Below are 19,664 nucleotides of genomic sequence, written 5' to 3' on the forward strand. Positions count from 1 at the left end.
TGCCTGACATATCCATACAGCCATGGTCCATGCCTGACATATCCATTTTGCTATGGTCCATGCCTGACATATCCATACAGCCATGGTCCATGCCTGACATATCCATTTTGCTATGATCCATATCCGACATGTCCATTTTGCTGTGGTCCATGCCTGACATAGTTATGTCTTTTTTAACCGTGGACGGGTCAGCAGCATTAGCAAATGATGATGCTAGTAATACCAATGATGATACCCCGGCGAACCGTAAACCTACTTTATGTATTTTCATCTCATCTCTCACTTAACCATCAAAGATTTGCTTAAACGACCGCCACTTCTCTAAACATACCGGCTTCCATGTGATAGAGCAGATGACAATGCCATGCCCATCGACCAGCTTCTCCTGTGACATCAAAGCTAATTTTTTGTGCCGGTTGCACCATAATAGTATGCTTGCGCACCTGAAACTCGCCGTTAGGCATGCGCAAATCGCTCCACATCCCATGTAAATGCATCGGATGATTCATCATTGTGTCATTGACTAAGGTGATACGGACGCGCTCATTCGGCTTAATATTGACCGGCGTGGCCTCACTGAACTTAACCCCATCAAACGCCCAAATATAGCGCTCCATGTTACCGGTTAAATGTAGCTCGATCTCTCGGGTAGGCTTGCGCTGCTCCGCAAATATTGCCTCATCGACAGAGCGTAGCTGACTATAATTCAATACCTCTCTATTAATATTGCGCAGGTTGATACCTGGATCGTCAAGGTTCATACGTGGACTGTCCACACGCATATCAGACTTAAAGTCATATTCTGTTTTAGCGTGCTTAGCTTTATAACCATTAGCACCCATAGCACCCATCATATCTGACATGGTGAGCCATTCAATTTTGTCCATAGCAGGCGTTGCCGCACGAGCACCTTCTTTGGTGGCAAGCGTTGCTGCGACATAGCCCGAACGGTCTATGTTTTGGGCAAATATGGTATGCGCATCTTTGGTCGGGGTGACAATGACATCATAGGTTTCAGCCACGCCTATGCGAAAGTCATCAATCGCAACTGGGGCGACATCAATGCCATCGGTTGCCACCACAGTCATTTTGAGACCGGGTATGCGCACATCAAAGATAGTTTGTGCTGAGGCATTGATAAAGCGTAATTTAACGCGCTGTCCTGCTTTGACGATTTGCGCCCAATTAGCTGCGGTCGTTTTGCCATTGATAAGGTAGGTAAAGGTTTTTTCACCCGACAAGTCCGTAAAATCAGTGGGCATCATGCGCATCTGATTCCACATTTTGCGCTTATCAAACGCGGTTTTCAGATCCGTTTCGGCAATATCAGCAAGCAATTTTTTGAAGTCTGGTAGATGGTAGTTGTCAAAGTCGGCGCGCTGTTTGAGCAGCTTCAAGAGATTATGCGGGTTGCGGCTTGTCCAATCGCTAAGCACGATCACATGGTCTTCGTCGATAGGATGACGCTCACGCCCTTTAGGTTCAATCACAATGGCACCCAGCATACCGGTTTGTTCTTGGAACCCACTGTGTGAGTGATACCAATAAGTGCCTGATTGTTTTAATTTGAATTTATAAGTAAAGGTGCTGTGCGCAGGAATACCATCAAAGCTAATGCCCGGCACCCCGTCCATCTCAAACGGTACTAGTAGTCCGTGCCAATGAATAGAGGTTGATTCATCCATCTGGTTATGAACACGTATCACCACCGTATCGCCTTCACGCATTTTTAGCGTCGGTGCTGGTAGTGAATCATTGATGAGCGTCGCCATGCTCTTTTTGCCGTTCACAATAACGGACTGTTTACTGACGTATAAATCAAACTCTTTGCCGGTCAATACAGGTACTTTATGAACGTTTTGATCACTATTAATCGTAGCGCCCTGACTGCCTGAGCGACTCGATTGTCCCAATGCGCTACTAGCAATAGTCGGCATCAAGGAGGCACCAAGGACAGCAGAGGATCCGGTTAAAAAACGTCGGCGGTTCAGTATGTTCTGTTTATTCATAATGATGACCTAATTTAATTTGAGAGATGGTGGTTAAGCTTATAGTTATAATATTTTCGATATTTAACAGAATCTATTCACATCTAAGCCAACACTACAGCTGCTGCTGAGGAGACTCAATAGCGGCATAGACTTCTGTGGTGCCGTCTTTATTAAGCTGCATTACCTTATAAGGCATGAATTTACCTTCATACTCCATACCTGGGCTACCAACCGGCATATTCGGTACAGCAAGTCCAATAGCTTGTGCAGGAGGATTTGCTAAGAATTCAGCCATGTGTTTAGCAGGGACATGCCCTTCAAAGACAAAACCGTCGGTGGTAACGGTGGTATGACAAGAACGCATTTGCTGTGGTACGCCATAACGCTCCTTAAATAAGGATAGATCTGCAACATCGTGCGTGGTTGCGTTTAATCCATTACCTTCTGCATAGCCTACCCACTCTTTGCAGCAGCCGCAGTTGGCATCTTTATAAACCGTGGCTGAGACGTTTTTGAGTAATGATGACAAGCTGTTAACGGGAGCATTTGCAGGAGCAGAACTTTCATTCTGTACTTGTGCATTCTGGGCAGCAGACTGTTCAACCTTTACTGGTTGAGAATCAGAGCCACTGATATTAGATTGGCTGCAAGCGGCTAGCGTTAACGAGAGTGACGATGTCACCACCAATAAAAGGACACGACCGGATAACCAGTTATGTCCATTAGAAAACACATGTGTGTAATGTCTCATTAAATTAATCCTAAACGTCTATTGTTATGCTCGCTATTCTAAAAACTTACACCCTATATTTGAATTCTTATGTACTTAACTAAAAACATTAAATGTAGCACTGTTTAGTACTACATTGGTGATAGCGACAACCGTGAGTTAGGAGGCTTTTATATCTAGAAAGTATTAATGCTGCATTCCAGATCCATCATCCGACATATTCATATCACCATCAAATGACATGTCCATCATATCGTCATCTATCCTAGTGGTTAGCATCGTGTACTGAGCTTCATCTAATTTAGGTAACGATCTGATAAAAGCAACCATTGCCCACATTCTAGCGTCATCATGAGAGGCGCCCCATGCAGGCATTCCCGAAGCCATAATTCCGTGTTTGATTGCCCAAAAGCTTTGCTTTGCACCGTCTTCTGTTTGATAACGTTTGACGATCTCAGCCTTAGTGAAGTTAGGTGGCTTTGGATATAAGTTTTCGCTAAAGTCAGTTTTGTCCACTCCCGGAGATAAGTGACAGCCTGCACACATATCCTTATAGTCCGCGCCCCCAGAGCTGATATCGACCTTCTCTAAATCTGGTACCACAATATCTTTACTGGCATTTGCTATGGAACGATTGCGAGCGGTTTCCAAAAAGCTAAACATCATTGGGCTATGCTCTTGGTCAGCTCCCACATTGACAACGCCACTGGTAACAATCGCAAACACGCTAACGATTGCCACAAATACAGTAAAGAGCGCACCCAATAAAAATTTCATATGTTTTCCTATAAATTTATTTCCGTTAAGTGTTGACTGCTATTTAACAGAGCTAAAATTTTTAAGATTTACTGTCGTTAGTAACGCAGTGTTTTTGGTACATTTGCTTCATTTTACCCATGTTAGCCATCATTGCTTTCATAGCAGGATCGCTCATGTCCATCTTGCTATGATCCATTTTTCCCATCATATCCATATGCTTTTTCATCTTTTCACAGTTCATTTGATCTTTTTCATCATGCATTTTAGGATCATGCGCCATAGCTGAGGTCGATACGACAAGAGCGATGGCCGTCATTGCGATTGATTTAGACAGTAATTTAAATTGTGACATGATTAACTCCTATTGTTTGGATTAAAGACTATTGAGTTCAATAGCTGTTAAACTAGCCTAAATGATACATTAATCATTCTGACTGGTAGATGACGTTAAGATTACAATGCTGTCATTCTTACCGCTTTAGATTTTAATGCGCGATATATTCATTTAATATGGCTTCAGCATTTGTATCACGATCGCTACCATATTTTTTCAAAAAATACTTTTCAGACTGCAAATGTTGCTCGTAGAGATGGTCTGTATCAGAGACAAACCTCTATGCGGTGTTGATTTAGAATACTAAATGGTGGCTGACAGCTAGATGACACGGATATTACATGTTCGTTAGGAACAGCATAATATTGTCATCTTCTTGTCATTAAAACCAAATACCAGCATCTGCCTCTATCCAAAGAACACTGTTATAACAAGGGTTCCTGATAAATATATGGCTGATAAGCTAACAATGTTAGTGATACGCTGTTGACAACTATAATGATATAAAGGTAAGCAACGATGAAAGTACTGTTAGTAGAAGATGAGAAAAACCTTGGAGAATATATTAAGAAAGGCTTAACTGAGGCCGGTTTCATCGTGGATCATCACATGACAGGTTTAGATGGCTATCATGCGTTAATGACTGAAGATTTTAGTGTGGTGGTGATGGATGTGATGCTGCCTGACGTCAGCGGCTTTGAGCTGATACAGCGCTACCGTGCTGCTGGAAAGCATACGCCTGTTTTATTTTTAACCGCTAAAGATGATTTAAGCGATCGGATTAAGGGCATTGAAATTGGTGGCGATGATTATCTGACCAAACCTTTTGCTTTTGCCGAGCTAATTGTCCGAATAAAAAGCCTATTGCGGCGTGCCAATCAATCAGACTATAAAAGCTCTGTCATACATATGGCTGACCTAAAAATGGATATTGCTAAACGCACTGTATATAGAGGCGATACCAACATAAAATTGACTGCTAAAGAATTTGCTTTATTACAATTTTTCTTAGAACGTCAAGGTGAGGTACTGCCGCGCACTGTGATCGCCTCGCAAGTATGGGATATAAACTTTGAGAGTGATACGAATGTCATTGACGTGGCTATAAGGCGCTTGCGGATAAAAATTGATGATGGATTTGATATAAAGCTGATTCATACGGTACGCGGAATGGGCTACAAGTTAGAGCCACTGAATGTCGGAGCAGACAGTAGCATGGGCGACGATGACACCAACAAAGATGATCTAAAATAAAATGAGAGATAAATTTAAGAATCGACGCTGGCCTTTGTTATGGCGTACTGTTTTTTTACTGACAATATTTGTTGTTATCTCTCAAGTTGTTATTTATATATGGGTTCAGCGCTCTGTTAACGAGCACTTTGAGCAAATGGACTCAGAGATTATTACCCATGCAGCTTTTAACCTGCGTAAACGCATGGTGAATTTTAACGATCACATAGAACCTTTTACAGTGTCAAAGTCGCAAGCGCTAATTGATGCCAATCATCCACATTCTTCTTGGTTAGACTATGATTTAAAAACGTTAATATCAGACAAAAACGGCAATTTATTGTCCAGCAATCCCAGTAATTTCATCAATGATCTACCGGCAGATTTTAGCTTGTTACAACTATTGCAGGACTATCGCGATCAGCAGTTTATGATCAAGATAAATAATAGGCATTACCGAGCCATTATCGTCACACATCAAGAGGTTTTGGCATTTATTGCTCTACCTATCGATGTGCATCATCAATATCTTATCCAGTTTAATCGCCAGCTGAGCTTGATACTTATCGCCATTACCTTATTATTGGTTTCAGTAGCAGCACTAAGTGTACACTGGGGTTTTGCTCCCCTAGCTACTATCGTACAAAAGATGAAAGGCATTAATCTTCAAAGGTTAGATGAAAGAATTGTGGTTGGCGATATGCCGTTAGAATTACGTCCACTAACGGAGTCTTATAATTCTATGATGGTCAAGCTTGAAAGTAACTTTGAATCATTATCACGGTTTTCAGACAATATCGCCCATGAGCTACGTACGCCAATAGCGACGCTGAGTACGCAAACGCAAGTCATGTTAACTAAGCCAAGAGAAAGCGACGAATACATTGAGCAATTGCATCATCAGCATGATACGTTAAAGCAGTTATCCGCCATGATTAACGATATGTTATTACTGGCAAAAACTCAAAAAGAGCTGAGTGATTCGCAAATCAGTCATGTCGATATAGAGAGCTTGATCACAAAGCTTATAGATTATTATGAGATGATTGCTGAGGATCGTGAGATAATCTTTGAAAAATCGGGTGATTTTAAAACAGTACTAGGTGATAAAGGCTTATTGCAACGGCTGTTTGCCAACCTGATGTCAAATGCGATTTATTATGCGGCTAGTAATAGCACTATTATGATATCCGCTACTGTCCTCACTTCAAGCACCTCGCTTAATGCGCCAAAAGACGATATTCAATCCCCAGAGCAGCTCTGGTTAAGAATAACTATGACCAACCGTCTAGACAAACCATTAAATCAGATTGAAGCCGATAAACTGTTTGAGCGATTCTATCGTCATGATAAAACGAATACGATGCATTCAGGAACAGGCTTAGGCTTATCTATTGTGCAAGCTATCGCCAATGCTCATAATGGCAAAGTTAGTATTACTATCAAAGATGAGTGTCTTTTTGAGGTTGCTGTAAAGTTGTTGATTGCCAGGTAGTAAATACCTTCATACTGTCTATGAACCGCTCAGATTAGATCGAAGGCGAGTTTACTTGGAAGGCCTCTCTATACATAAGATGAGATTCTGACTTGCGATAGTTGTACTTTTCAATTGTTGGACAAAAAATTTCTTATATAAGCCTATTTCATACATTTTATTACCAATAATTATGATGCCTTTATGATGATTCATCCTCAGTATGATCCCGTAGCGCTTTCCTTCGGTCCATTGGAAGTGCACTGGTATGGGCTAATGTATTTGCTAGCCTTTGCTGCCGCTTACGGTTTGGCTTGGTATCGCAGTGAACCGTCCCGAGATTGTCGGAGACAGGTTTGCTAGAGTCAGGTCAGGTAGGGGTCAGCACAGAATTCGGAGAAAATAGCACGCTAAAGAATTCAATGTTGATTTCTAGTACATTGTTTAATCCAAAAATTGGTCACTTAAACATTGGCTCACCATCAATGGTAGTAGATAGCTTTCCTTGCTGCCAATGGAGTCGTGGTGTATCTTCACTATGCAACTTTGAAGTTTGTCCCGAATGCTCAATGACAATGCCTTGTTGATCGATCACTGCAGTACCAATGACATACGTGTAAACATAGCTACTCTTAGCTTTGGCAGAGACACTAGGATTAAAGACACACTCTACAATTTGGTCGCCATACTGCATACGCATTTTCGGCTGTAGCGAAGCAATTGATACCGCACCATTGCTAATGGCAGAGTATACAGAGAATACGATTCCAACCCGACCACCTATTAATTTTGCAATGTCACTATTAATTTCGACTCTTTCAACACCAGGCTCGCTAGTGCTAGCGCCAGTAACATCACCCAAGTGTCTGATAAAAGGAAATTTTTCCAAAGCGCCCATTTGCTTTGGTGCATGTATATAATGCATTTTTTTCTCACCTTCAATCAAAATGCCTACCCTTAAATCTAAGTCATCGTTATCACTACAGCTATCACCATTATCCACCCAAATTGCTTCGACAATAAATGATGACTGCTGCTTTGTTAGATTCACTCTATGTGGGATATTAGGCTTATCAAGTGTAACCTTTGTTAACGAAACTTTGGTTGGTGTTGCGACATTCTGTGTCTGAGCTTTAGAAGCATCTAATGCAGGCGCTTGGCTCGATTCTGCAACTTCACCGCCATAATACTCAATCAGACTTGGTAAGCCACCATTAAATCCTTGACCAACTGCATTGAAGCGCCAAATACCGTCCTTTTTATAGCATTCCAATAGCATAATAGCGCGCTGCTGTTCAAACATATTGCCATCAAATGCAAAACTGGCTACTACCTGCCCCTGTAAGTTTAAGATGCTTATCTGGCTATTGCCAATTTGCGACATCATACCAGGTCCGTCGATCGCTAATGTCACCATCAGATGCTCAATCTTAGTGTCTAAGGCAGATAAATTAACCTCAAACACTGAGTGTTTGTCACTGTTTTTTGTCAATTTGATAGAGTTACAAGGACTAATGGGCTGATTGTAGAAAATCATATAAGCTTCATCGCTTAATCGATTTGCATGATCTAGACCAAATATTGAGACATCAATCACAAGCGAACTTGTTATATCTACTTGTAAAGAAAATGATGAGGCATTCGGCAATATATCATTGACCTTTAATTTTTGACCGCGAATCAGCTGCATAATTAGTCCTTGTTTTTTTAATTGTTGTATTTTGTAGTGGCATAGTAAACCAAGACAGCTAATAAGAGATTATAATACCTTCAGTAGAGGAATAATCTCATGACAAAAGTTAGAAATCAATACTCAGCAGAATTTAAACTTGAACTCATTAAATTAATTGAAGAACAAGGGCAAAAAGTGCCCGATGTTGCAGGACAATACAATGTTGGCAAATCAACCTTAGAAAAATGGCTACAACGATACCTTGCAGAACAATCAGGCAAACCACTCATCACAGGTAGAGCTATCACACCCGAACAACAAGAAATCCAGCGACTTAAAAAAGAAGTCGCACAGCTTAAGCTGGAACGAGACATATTAAATAAGGAAGGATAAGCGAAGCGCTGCTTCGCCCCGACGCAAGGCGAGAGCTATGCTCGAGTGGGCCGCGGTGTACTTCGCAAGTCAGTCCAAATGAAGTACGCCTTTATTCGGGACAACCAGCACATATGGTCTATTCGTCGCCTATGTTCTACTTTAGATGTTCATCACAGTGGGTATTATGCTTGGTTAAAAAAGCCCATTAGCAAAACCGCTAGAGAAAATCAAAAGCTATCAGGATTAATCAAACAGTTTTGGCTAGAATCGGGTGGTGTCTATGGCTATCGCAAGATTCACTGTGATTTAAAAGATGTCGGTGAAGCTTGTGGTATCAATCGAGTACATCGTTTGATGAAAGCAAATGGTCTTAAATCACAGCGTGGCTATCGTAAACCTCGCTCCCATGCAGGTGTACCATCTGTTGTTGCCGCGAACACGTTAGCCCGACAGTTTAATCCAATTGAGCCAAATCCTTGCGAAACAGTGTTTCTCAGGTCACAGATATTACTTATATCCGTACACATGAAGGATGGCTATATTTAGCAGTGGTAATTGACCTGTTTTCGCGCCTTGTCGTTGGCTGGTCAATGAAGTCAAGGATTACCACAGACCTTGTACTAGATGCATTATTGATGGCTTTGCTTAGAAGACATCCGAAGAATAAAGTACTGGTCCATTCTGACCAAGGCAGTCAATACACTAGTCATGAATGGCAGACGTTTCTTAAGCATCATAATCTTGAAAGCAGTATGAGCAGACGAGGCAACTGCCATGATAATGCGGTTGCTGAAAGCTTCTTTCAGTTGCTAAAGCGTGAGAGAATCAAAAAGAAAATATATCTTTCAAGAGATGAAGCTAGATCAGATATTTTTGAGTATATTGAGATGTTTTATAATTCTAAACGCAGACATGGCTCCATTGGTCAGCGTTCTCCGTTAGAGTATGAAAAGAGCTATCAAAAGATGGTTGCATGTGTCTAGAATTTTGGTGGCTATTCAATATTGAGATTTTTTATAACCGTCAACGGATACGAAAAGGGTTAGGATTCAAGTCGCCTGCGGGGGTTTCCAAGACTTTTACCGTCAGGCTGCCTGACATAATCTACCAAGTATTTTTCTCCGTTCTTGACAGCAGAGGTCAATCTAAAGTCTGTCGATAACGTAGCATTGCAATAATACCTACAATAATTAGTATGGCAAGTAAGGCTAAAAACTCATTGGATAATAAACTTAATGATGTGCCTTTTAGCATAATCCCTCGAACAATACGTAAAAAATGCGTTAAGGGTAGGATTTCACCTAAATATTGTGCCCATTTAGGCATCCCCTGAAATGGGAACATAAAACCAGACAACAACATCGAAGGTAAAAAAAAGAAGAATGTGAGCTGCATTGCTTGCATTTGAGATTTTGCAATTGTGCTGAAGGTAAACCCTATTGCTAAATTTGCCAATATGAATAACCCTACGCCTAACCCAAATGTGGAGCCAGAACCAACGAATGGCAGATGAAATAACATATTACTTGCGAGTAAAATAATCATCGTTTGCACTAGACCCATGAGTACATAAGGTGTGATCTTACCAATCATCACTTCAAGCGGCTTACTGGGCATTGCTAGTAAATTTTCCATCGTCCCTCTTTCAGCCTCACGAGTCATGGCGATGCTAGTAATCATGACCATAGTCATGGTCAAAATCACTCCCAACAGGCCTGGTACAATATTAAATTGACTGATACCTTCAGGGTTATACTTATTATGCACAAGTGTAGTAATAGAACTAGGTTTTGGTTTCAAATAATCCAACGAACCTATTTGGATATCCGCTAGGGTTCTATCGACAATTGGCTTGATTTGAGCTACCGCCATTGCGGCAGCAGCAGGGTCAGTCGCATCAGCTTCCAACAACAAACTGGGTTTTTCACCTCTTACCCAAGCTTTGCTAAATCCTGAGGGAATAGTTAAAACAAAATTTACTCTTCCTGATTGTAATAAACTCCTAGTGTCTTGCAAAGGGGTGTCACCCCGATAAGCGTTTAAGGTATTGACATCATTTACAATATCAAAATAATCTGACTGAGCCATATTACTTATAATACTACGGGTGATCTCGGTATTTTCTTGTAAATATATAGCGGTTGGTAGATGTTTAGGATGGTTGTTAATAACGAATCCAAATAGTACAAGCTGCATAATCGGTATCATTAACAGCATCGCAAAGGTGAGCCTGTCACGCTTCATTTGAATCAACTCTTTGATTAAAATGGCCTGAATTCGACTAATTGACAGTCTATTCGGACTACCCAAATAATAAGTCATTAGCGATTATCCCCACCTGTTTGCTTCTCTAAGGCAATAAACGCATCTTCGAGAGTTGGTGTTATGGTTTGCCAATAAATAATAGGTTGCCCTCGAGATTGCAAGTTTTGATTGAATATGACAAAGTCTTGTTCCATGGCTTGCCTATCATGCCCACTGACTTTGATTTTATCGGCATAGAAACTAGCTTCTTCGATACTAGGCAGTGCGTGAATGTCTGATAGCAAACTTCGAATAGTATTTTCTGTCGTACCTTTAGACTGAGTTTGCTGTATTTCGAGAGTAGGGTTACTCTGTGTTTCAAATGCAATCAAACCCGACTGCTGGATAATCTCATTGACGGTACCTTGTGTAATGAGCTTACCGTAAGCCAAATAGACAATATGATCGCAGCGTTCTGCCTCATCCATATAATGGGTCGATACCAATACTGTCAGTCCTTGTTCACTTAAACGATGGATTTGCTGCCAAAAGTCACGCCGAGCTTGTGGATCAACGCCTGCAGTAGGCTCATCGAGTAATAACAGCTTGGGCTCATGCATGGTTACTGCTGCCAATGCCAGCCTCTGCTTCCAACCACCTGATAAACTACCTGCCAGTTGATGCTGGCGTTTTTCCAATCCTAGATCAATTAAGGTTTTTTCTACAATTTTTCTGCGATTAGGCATTTCATACAACCTTGCCACAAAATCCAAATTCTCTTTAATCGTTAAATCTTCCCAAAAACTAAATTTCTGGGTCATATAGCCTGTTAAGTTTTTGATTTCACGAGATTGCTTGACCACGTCAAAACCTAGACAGCTCCCTTCTCCTGAGGTTGGTTCTAATAACCCACATAGCATACGTATGGTTGTGGTTTTACCAGAGCCATTGGGTCCTAAAAATCCCCACACTGATCCCGCAGGCTGTGCAATTGAGACATTGTCGACAGCCACTTTATTGCCAAATTTTTTACATAAATTTTTGACATCAATCGCTAATCCTTGGGCTTGGTTAATCATTGATAAAGGCTCTATCTTGCTATTAGAAGCTGAATAGGTAGAGGGTACCATAAGATTTATATCCTTCATTTTTATTCGAGGATGACTTGTACAGGCTGCCCTACTTGCAAATTGGGCATATTATCGGCTGTATTTAACACTCCCTCAACTCGAAAAGTGAGTTTGTCAGCGTTTTCATTGCTATAGATAACAGGAGGGGTATAACTCGCTTGTGGACTTATATAGCGAATGCTAGCGTTTGACAAGGATTGCTGACTTCCTATACCTTGTAAATTCACTACCTGCCCAACTCTAAGCGTTGATAATTTATCTTGGGGTACATAAAAGATAACTTTGCGATTGGCATGGGGCAAAATTTGTACAATCGGCTGACCTTGAGTTACATATTCGCCCGTATGATAATAAACTTGGCTAACTTCGCCCGCTAACTCACTATTTACATTCAGTTGACTTAAATCATATTGGGCTTTTTCTAACACCGCTTTGGCAGCTTTACTGGTAGCAATCGATGCTGTCAGTGTCTGCTTTCTAGCGGGTAAATTAGCTGCCCGAATTTGTGCTTGAATACTATCAACGGATGCTTGTGCTGTTTTAACTTGAGCCACCATTTCATCCACTTGGACTTGTGCCACTGCCCTTGACCGTTGGAGCATCTGAAACCGTTGAAGCGTTTGTTTAGCAAGCAATAATTGAGCTTGCGCAGATTTAAGCTGAGCTTGTAGACTGGCGATTTCTTCAGGTCTGGCACCGGTAGTGAGATTTTGACTTTGAGCAATTTGTGATTGCAGCTGGGCATCAGCTTGGTTGACAGCAAACTGCTCGCTATCACTACGATATTTAAATACCAATTGACCTTGATGGATTGCATCACCAAGATTGACGGTGACAGACTTTAACCACCCACTACGAGGTGCCGCTAAATAGCGATAATCGCCTTCAATATAGCCAACAGTACTATGTGCTGTCGAATTGTTATTAGTGTTAAGAAAATGACTGATTTGTTCACAGCCTACTAAAGAGATAGCCATCAGTATCAACGTTGCATTAGGTAGGAATTTTTGCATTGAGAGACTAAGCCCCTTAATCATCGTAGGATTTTAAAAGGTACTGATATGCACAAGTCGTGAAAAGTAAACTTGCCTTAAAAAATAATAAAATGCCCTAAACCATTATATTTAGCTTGCTAAATTTTTATCAATGGCATCGGCTTTATTGAGTCGCTGTCAGATAATTCATTAATATCTTTTGGTGGACCTGCAATAAGGCTTGAATTCTTGCTCTATCTGCTTGTCTATCTTCACCGAAAAACAATACTTGCATTAATACGCTTAAAATAAAGGGTGCTATAATAAGTTGCGCAGTGAGCATTGGCTCAGGTACATTGAGTAATTTCTTTTGATGGGCTTTTTCCAAAAATAATGCCAATTGAGACAAGGCGACATTTATGACATTTTGCTTATAATGTTCGACAATGATAGGAAAATTTTGACTATCACCTATCATAATTTTAATTAATTTAGGTAATTGGGTATCGACTAGTATGTAGGTTATTTCATCAAAAAAACCTTTAAAGATTTTTTCAATCGATTGCTCTGTCTTATCAAAATTATTTAAAAGTTGAGTGAGTTTTTGAACATTACCTAATGCTAATCGTTCGATTAATGCTAAAAATATGGCTTCTTTATTCTCAAAATACAGATATAAGATACCTTTCGACAAACCCGCCTGTTTAACAATATCTTCTAAACGTGTCGCATGAAATCCTTTTTGAAAAAAAATTTCGATCGCAGCATCTAATAATTTTTCACGACGCTGGGTTTTTTCAAACTCTGTGGTAGCTCGCTGTTTCATTATTTAATTACCATCTTGACTTCTATCAACGTATTTGCCAAAATTATATCATTAAATAATTATCCAGTCAGTAATTTATTTTGTTGATTTATTCAATATTTTTCTCGACGAGATTATAATGGCATCTAATTCAGTTTCACTAGAATATACGGATGTGTTGATCGTGGGTGCAGGGCCTACTGAACCGTGCCGGGATTGTCGGAGACCTAAAACTCTGAGACAATACCCTTATGAAAAGCAAACAATACAGGGCAGAAGTTAAGACACGAGCTGTCGAATTACTCATCGAATCACAAAAAGATTATCCCTCACTGTGGGCGGCCATCCAAGCCATAGCACCTGAGCAGCATGCTGCGCAAGGGCTGCACACCCGAAACCCTACGCGCATGGCATCAAAAGCACCTAGCTAAGCAAAATCCCATCACTGTTACCACCGAAAGCCAAGCCGAGGGTCGGCTGGGATTCGCGTAAAATTCCGCAAAAACAAGTATAACCTATTGAATATTATCCTATAAAATGCGGATTTTATAATTCATTGGTGGGACTTTCTGATCTAAGTTCAGCGTGTAATCACCATAGCGATTAATGTGCTCTGTGCGATATGGTGCTAAACCTGCCAGTATCTCTTCATTGATCGGAACGCCCTCTTCCTGCATTTTTTTCAATGATCCCGTCATTGCTTCAACGTTATGTAAGATAGCTAAATTAGCAACCAACTGATTGTATTTAACAACTTTGCGTTGCTCATGGCGTACATTCTCGGCAATTACACCCTGATTACCAAAAAACAGCCATTTTATAAACTGATTAAATTCTTCACTTTTGTTGGTTGCAGCATTGATGGTTTTGCGCAACTCAACATCACCGATATATTTCAGTAAAAATTCAGTTCGCACCACTCTTCCCAGTTCGCGGAAGGCAAAATATAATTTATTTTTGCGGCTTGCTGTTCCAAGGCGACGCAATATGGTTGAAGGGGTAATTTTTCCAGCTTTGATTGATAAAGCAATTCTGAGCATATCTGGCAAATGAGTTTCTATGAGCTCCCAATTAACCGCTTCGCTAAACAATCCGTTGATATGTTCATATCGCACGCTACGATCAGGTTTGAAGAACACTAATTTTTTAAGATTACGAATCCGTGGCATTAAGTTTATACCCAGTAGATAAGCCAATCCAAATACAGGTGCGCTTTGTGCGTGTGTGTCGCCATGCAAGGTGTCTGGCTGAATATCGGATTCATTCTTAATCAAACCATCAAGAATGTAAATCGCCTCGTAAACACCGCATGGAATGAAGTGGCTGAATAACGCAATATACATATCTGAGACATGGTAGTAGCCTATACCACCGTATCCGCCATAGCGAATATGATACTCAGACAGCAGGTTTTGTTCATACATATTCCACTTTGTGCCATCAGCGGAAGCACTTTTCCCTGTGCCCCAGTATTTGGGTAACAAGAATTTATTGTACGCATTGATGACTTGAACAATCGCTTTTTCCAGACGCTCCTCAGTCATATGATGCAGGTTAAGCCAAGCAACTTGTTTTCGGCTAATTCCTTTAACTGAACGAGCGGTTTGAGTTGGGCCTAAATTACAGCCATAACAAAACAATGTTGTGACAAAGCGCTTACGGGGATCATCTATTTTTGCTTCAAATCCAGAGAGTGGGCCAAATTGTTCATGAAGATCCAACCAGCCTTCTGCTTCTACTAAAATATCGAGGATATTTTTCTCAGGTAATCGAGAAGCTAACTGTTTGTCTACATAATCAAGCGCAGCGGGCTTTGTATCAGAATGTTGTTTCCGCAAAATAAGTTCGGTACCATTTAGGTCAACATGCTCATTTTTTGGAAAACCTTGATCAACGCGCGATGCAGTATCAGACAGCCAAACTTTCAATCCCTCAACAAATTCTTTTGGTTCGGTTGAAATATTTAGCATTTCACCATATTCAGCGACTTGAGTTTGATACGTTTCCCAGTCTACTAATTGATCTCTGTAATCGCTATATTGATCACTATTTGACACATAAAGATCACCAGATTGCAATTCCCGCATTGTTTCGGTTAGCACACAGAGCTCAAAATACTTACGGTTTACTTCTACGACCGCACCAGATCGTTGGCCTGTCACTAATCTTCGCCATTTCTCTGGAATCCATTTGAGACTAATATCAGTTCCTGTAAGTGGCAGCCATAGTTTGTGACTTTGTCGATGAGCAAGGACAAAATGAATCGCATTAATTAACGATAAATCCGCAGACGTTGACTTCAGGTCAAGTAAACTCAAACAGTTGAGTAGAAATGGCCGCTGATTTTGATAGGGTACAACCATAAATGGTAGGTAGTTATTGCCAGCGTATGCCATGTGCTCTTCGCATTCAGCTAAGAGGAGTGCTGGCTCACTATGCATGGCCGCTGCAACACGTTGACCGCGTTCTTGATCCGATTCACCTTCTTGAAAAGCTTCTAATACATCCCGTAATTGTGAGACCAGTTTTTCTGCCCGTTTTTGATGTTCTAAATAATATTGCTGGAGTTTTTCTTCAGCACCAGAATGCAGTTTTCGTAACTTACGCACAAACATCTCAACCGCATCATCAAGCACTCGACTCAACTGTGTATGAAATAAAATCACCATCAGCGCATAACGTTTATTTTTCTGAGTATTCCTTAAATCACCAGCTTCCAGTGCCCGTGCTTCATGCATATATTGGTTACGTTTAACCACAGGAATATGAGTCACTTCGGGGAGGTCAACTGAATAAGTTTTCAACCAAGCAACATGGTCTAGATATTGTCGAACCTCACTATTCGTAGGCTTCTTTGGTTCTTGTTTTAATTGTTGCCAACCGCTGAATGTTTGGTCTGGTGCAACGATGAGCATCGTATCAAACTGGTCGATTATTTGTGGAGAAAGTGCATCCGTCAAACTTCGGAAATAGCGCTCATTGACTTGATTACGAATACGCTGGGCGCTTCGATTTAGTGTACTAAAGGCTGGAAGTTCAAAACGTTGTCGAATGAGCTCTTCAATAATAACATTGATGATATCTGCCAATTCTTGTTTGGTTTGCGCCGCTAAAGTCGCAGCTTGCTCTGTGGCGGCTGATGTTTCAGAGGAAATTGGTTTAATGTTTAAGTAAGATCGAATTGCCTCGATGGAACGTTGACGAAAATCGGACTTTTCTTCGGCTAGTAGATCACGCATAGGGATTATTCGTAAATCTAATTTTTTGTTCAGAAAGGCTATGATGACAGGCGGTATTTCAGCGAGCATTGGAAAGTATCCAAGTCGCTGTACAGTCTTGAGTAAGATGATTAAATATAACTTTGCTGGTGCCCTACGAGTAATTCCTTTTACAAATTTGAGTTCTTCGGCTGTTGGCGTGTAAATGTCATGTAGGTCACGTGAGGTCAATTCTTGTTTAAAGCGTGGATAAGCTGTTTCATGAATGCTGGTCACGCTTTATTTCCTCTTATCTGGGTAAGTTTTATACAAAGACTATAATTGAGTGACCAACTGCTCTGAAGGCGTCAACATTGACTCAATACGATGCTGCGCAAATGGATCGACACTTTCAAGATAACGCATTGCTGAATTTATATTTTTCCAACCTACATATTCCATTAGCATTTTTAAATCCCAACCATTGGAAGTTGCCCAGTTTGCAAAGCCACGACGTAATGAATGAGCACTATAAAGCATAGGCGAATCAATTTTTGCTTCTGTAAACAGTGAACGCAGTAATGGAATAAGGCTATCTTCGTGCAGGCGGTTTTGGCCGATATGTCCCCATTGGTTCACAGAGCGAAACACGGCACCGCTTGTTAAGCCACTGACTTCAATCCAGTCGGTATATGCTGTAACGGGGCATAATTGAGATAATGCAGGTGCTTTAAAACGAGTACCTTTAAGTTGGCGATCTCCTTTGGTTTGAGGAAAAAAACAGATCATCCCTTCATTTGGGACGATTTCAACATGTTCCACGTGCAACCGTGTCAGTTCATCACCACGGAAGCCACGCCAAAATCCAAGTAAGAGCATGGATTTATTGCGGGTATGTCGTAATACGTCGCCATGGCTATCCGTAAGTCTAGCCGATTCAATAGATTGATCAAGCCAATTTATAACCAGCCTTAATTGCTCAATTTGAAATGGTTTTGCTCGCTTTTCTTGTGCGGGATGAAGGGTTTGAATGCCGCGAAATACCTTGCGCACAATAGGGGCTTTTGTGGGATCAGGAAAGCCTTGATCAAGATGCCACTGCGCTAATGCAGCCAGCCGTTGCCTTAGTGTATTGATCGACAACAATCCCACATGATCAACTAAGTATCGTGCAACACCATCGGCAGTTGCAGGTAGAAAGCCACCCCATTCAGTTTCAAAGTGCCGAATAGCAGATTGATAACTGCGACGAGTATTATCACGTGTCGCGGCATGAACATATTGATCTAGTTTAGTCACGGATACTCACCTGATATTCTTATTAGCAATCGTTGAAGGTTTGCTAATTTATCGACTACTAAATTCTAGGATTGAAAGAGATATTACTCTCCATGGAGTGCTGCAATTAGCGGGCATGAAACGTTTTCCCCCTGTGCATGGCAGGCACATACAAGCTCAGACAGCACTGCTTCCATACGCGTTAGATCGGCCATTTTTTCACGGACGTCTTGGAGCTTGTGTTCGGCCAGATGACTAACTTCATCGCAGTGGGTACCATCGTCCAATCTGAGTAATTCAGCAATTTCATCCAGACTAAAGCCTAATCGTTGGGCTGATTTTACAAACCTCACTCGCGCCACATCAGCCTCACCATATCGACGAATACTGCCGTAAGGCTTATCTGGCTCAGGCAATAAGCCTTTGCGTTGGTAAAACCGAATGGTCTCCACATTGACCTTAGCTACCTTGGCAAAAGAGCCTATGGTTAAGTTCTCCAAAATATCTCGCATACCACTTGACTCCGTACATAACTACGGAGGTAATCTTACGCTATCCACTCAAGATTTGAAACGAGAAACTTATGTCTAAATCACCAAATGGACGCGGTGCTCTTTTCGCTGGCGGATTGGCAGCGATCCTTGCATCTACTTGTTGTTTAGGTCCACTGATTCTGGTCGCATTGGGATTCAGTGGTGCTTGGATCGGGAACTTAACCGCATTGGAACCGTACCGCCCGATTTTCATCGGCGTGGCACTGGTGGCGATGTTTTTCGCTTGGCGGCGAATTTTCCGACCAGTACAAGCCTGCAAGCCAGACGAAGTCTGCGCGATCCCACAGGTACGAACCACGTACAAGATCATTTTCTGGGGAGTATCTGTACTGGTACTGATCGCACTTGGTTTTCCTTATGTCGTACCATTTTTCTATTAGACTGGAGTTCATCATGAAAAAGTTGTTAGTTTCTATGGTTCTTGCAGCCGCTGTTTCCCCTGCATTGGCAACCACTCAAACCGTCACGCTCTCTGTGTCAGGTATGACCTGTGCAGCCTGCCCAATCACTGTAAAGAAGGCGCTCACCAAAGTCGATGGTGTCAGCAAAGTAGGCATCGTCTTCGAGAAACGCGAAGCCATCGTTAGCTACGATGATGCGAAGACCAATATCCAGAAGCTAACCAAGGCAACCGAGGACGCTGGCTATCCATCAACTGTCAAACAGTAGAAATCTCTGGAAAGGCAACAGCTTGGGGGCATAAACATGAAAGCATGGCTGATCTCGAAGAAAACCGATCTCATCATCATCGTTACAATCGCCAGTGTTGTAACGCTTCTGATTGTCGGTGGGATTTGCTGCTGATTGTCAGACTGGCGAGGTCATTACATTCGTCAGTCTGACTGGGTGGTGCAGCCTGATAACTACAATCTATGAATAAATTGCGAACGGCGGAGTTAGCCGTTGCCATCAAA

The 19,664-nt window shown here is 41.4% G+C and carries 17 protein-coding genes and 3 pseudogenes; 7 read left to right on the forward strand and 13 right to left on the reverse strand.

What is annotated here, in order from left to right:
* Window positions 1–302: 302 nt before the first annotated feature.
* From RTN07_RS09260 to RTN07_RS09275, 4 genes are all read right to left on the reverse strand, one after another.
* Window positions 303–2,009: a copper resistance system multicopper oxidase gene (locus RTN07_RS09260; protein WP_312177653.1), complete on the reverse strand. Its 1,707-nt coding sequence runs from the start codon at window positions 2,007–2,009 to the stop codon at window positions 303–305.
* A 94-nt stretch (window positions 2,010–2,103) separates the two neighbouring features.
* Window positions 2,104–2,742, reverse strand: coding sequence for a DUF411 domain-containing protein (locus RTN07_RS09265; RefSeq protein ID WP_312177656.1), 639 nt, complete (start codon window positions 2,740–2,742; stop codon window positions 2,104–2,106).
* Between the two features lie 165 nt (window positions 2,743–2,907).
* On the reverse strand, window positions 2,908–3,498 hold the full coding sequence (locus RTN07_RS09270) for a c-type cytochrome (protein WP_312177659.1): 591 nt from the start codon (window positions 3,496–3,498) through the stop codon (window positions 2,908–2,910).
* A 61-nt stretch (window positions 3,499–3,559) separates the two neighbouring features.
* On the reverse strand, window positions 3,560–3,832 hold the full coding sequence (locus RTN07_RS09275; RefSeq protein WP_065253219.1) for a hypothetical protein: 273 nt from the start codon (window positions 3,830–3,832) through the stop codon (window positions 3,560–3,562).
* Between the two features lie 501 nt (window positions 3,833–4,333).
* On the opposite strand from RTN07_RS09275, the gene RTN07_RS09280 reads away from it, so the two are divergent.
* The 3 genes and pseudogenes from RTN07_RS09280 to RTN07_RS09290 all read left to right on the forward strand — a co-directional run.
* Window positions 4,334–5,068, forward strand: a complete 735-nt coding sequence (locus RTN07_RS09280) for a heavy metal response regulator transcription factor (RefSeq protein ID WP_312177663.1) — start codon at window positions 4,334–4,336, stop codon at window positions 5,066–5,068.
* 1 nt (window position 5,069) lies between these two features.
* Window positions 5,070–6,542: an ATP-binding protein gene (locus tag RTN07_RS09285; RefSeq protein ID WP_312177664.1), complete on the forward strand. Its 1,473-nt coding sequence runs from the start codon at window positions 5,070–5,072 to the stop codon at window positions 6,540–6,542.
* 183 nt (window positions 6,543–6,725) lie between these two features.
* Window positions 6,726–6,848 (forward strand): annotated as a pseudogene (locus RTN07_RS09290) (prolipoprotein diacylglyceryl transferase family protein); the annotation flags it as partial.
* A gap of 133 nt (window positions 6,849–6,981) precedes the next feature.
* Here RTN07_RS09290 and RTN07_RS09295 read toward each other — a convergent pair.
* Window positions 6,982–8,211: a TerD family protein gene (locus RTN07_RS09295; protein ID WP_007117301.1), complete on the reverse strand. Its 1,230-nt coding sequence runs from the start codon at window positions 8,209–8,211 to the stop codon at window positions 6,982–6,984.
* Between the two features lie 99 nt (window positions 8,212–8,310).
* Here RTN07_RS09295 and RTN07_RS09300 point away from each other — a divergent pair.
* Window positions 8,311–9,551, forward strand: a pseudogene (locus RTN07_RS09300) (IS3 family transposase).
* Between the two features lie 157 nt (window positions 9,552–9,708).
* On the opposite strand, the gene RTN07_RS09305 reads toward RTN07_RS09300, so the two are convergent.
* The 4 genes from RTN07_RS09305 to RTN07_RS09320 form a co-directional block, all read right to left on the reverse strand.
* Window positions 9,709–10,890 carry an ABC transporter permease gene (locus RTN07_RS09305; RefSeq protein ID WP_076775726.1) on the reverse strand — a complete coding sequence of 394 codons (1,182 nt, stop codon included), beginning with the start codon at window positions 10,888–10,890 and terminating at the stop codon, window positions 9,709–9,711.
* Window positions 10,890–11,942, reverse strand: coding sequence for an ABC transporter ATP-binding protein (locus tag RTN07_RS09310; RefSeq protein WP_312177666.1), 1,053 nt, complete (start codon window positions 11,940–11,942; stop codon window positions 10,890–10,892). Before RTN07_RS09310 ends, RTN07_RS09305 begins: the two co-directional genes overlap by 1 nt.
* Window positions 11,943–11,962: 20 nt before the next feature.
* Window positions 11,963–12,919 (reverse strand): HlyD family secretion protein, encoded by a 957-nt coding sequence (locus RTN07_RS09315; protein WP_312177668.1) that lies wholly within the window; start codon window positions 12,917–12,919, stop codon window positions 11,963–11,965.
* 181 nt (window positions 12,920–13,100) lie between these two features.
* Entirely contained in the window at window positions 13,101–13,742 is a 642-nt protein-coding gene (locus RTN07_RS09320; protein WP_312177670.1) for a TetR/AcrR family transcriptional regulator, read from the reverse strand.
* A gap of 230 nt (window positions 13,743–13,972) precedes the next feature.
* On the opposite strand from RTN07_RS09320, the pseudogene RTN07_RS09325 reads away from it, so the two are divergent.
* Window positions 13,973–14,192 (forward strand): annotated as a pseudogene (locus RTN07_RS09325) (IS3 family transposase); the annotation flags it as partial.
* Between the two features lie 59 nt (window positions 14,193–14,251).
* On the opposite strand, the gene RTN07_RS09330 reads toward RTN07_RS09325, so the two are convergent.
* From RTN07_RS09330 to merR, 3 genes are all read right to left on the reverse strand, one after another.
* Window positions 14,252–17,215, reverse strand: a complete 2,964-nt coding sequence (locus tag RTN07_RS09330) for a Tn3 family transposase (RefSeq protein ID WP_312177672.1) — start codon at window positions 17,213–17,215, stop codon at window positions 14,252–14,254.
* A gap of 39 nt (window positions 17,216–17,254) precedes the next feature.
* Window positions 17,255–18,217, reverse strand: a complete 963-nt coding sequence (locus RTN07_RS09335) for a site-specific integrase (RefSeq protein ID WP_007116059.1) — start codon at window positions 18,215–18,217, stop codon at window positions 17,255–17,257.
* Between the two features lie 83 nt (window positions 18,218–18,300).
* Window positions 18,301–18,708, reverse strand: a complete 408-nt coding sequence (merR, locus tag RTN07_RS09340) for an Hg(II)-responsive transcriptional regulator (RefSeq protein WP_007116058.1) — start codon at window positions 18,706–18,708, stop codon at window positions 18,301–18,303.
* Between the two features lie 71 nt (window positions 18,709–18,779).
* Here merR and merT point away from each other — a divergent pair, with 71 nt between their 5' ends.
* Window positions 18,780–19,130 carry a mercuric ion transporter MerT gene (merT, locus tag RTN07_RS09345; protein WP_040403539.1) on the forward strand — a complete coding sequence of 117 codons (351 nt, stop codon included), beginning with the start codon at window positions 18,780–18,782 and terminating at the stop codon, window positions 19,128–19,130.
* Window positions 19,131–19,143: 13 nt separating this feature from the next.
* Window positions 19,144–19,419, forward strand: coding sequence for a mercury resistance system periplasmic binding protein MerP (merP, locus tag RTN07_RS09350; RefSeq protein WP_040403538.1), 276 nt, complete (start codon window positions 19,144–19,146; stop codon window positions 19,417–19,419).
* A gap of 82 nt (window positions 19,420–19,501) precedes the next feature.
* On the opposite strand, the gene RTN07_RS09355 is transcribed toward merP, so the two are convergent.
* Window positions 19,502–19,660 carry a hypothetical protein gene (locus RTN07_RS09355; RefSeq protein WP_158071794.1) on the reverse strand — a complete coding sequence of 53 codons (159 nt, stop codon included), beginning with the start codon at window positions 19,658–19,660 and terminating at the stop codon, window positions 19,502–19,504.
* Window positions 19,661–19,664: the final 4 nt, after the last annotated feature.

Source organism: Moraxella sp. CTOTU46934 (assembly GCF_031979465.1).
Lineage (GTDB): Bacteria > Pseudomonadota > Gammaproteobacteria > Pseudomonadales > Moraxellaceae > Faucicola > Faucicola tetraodonis.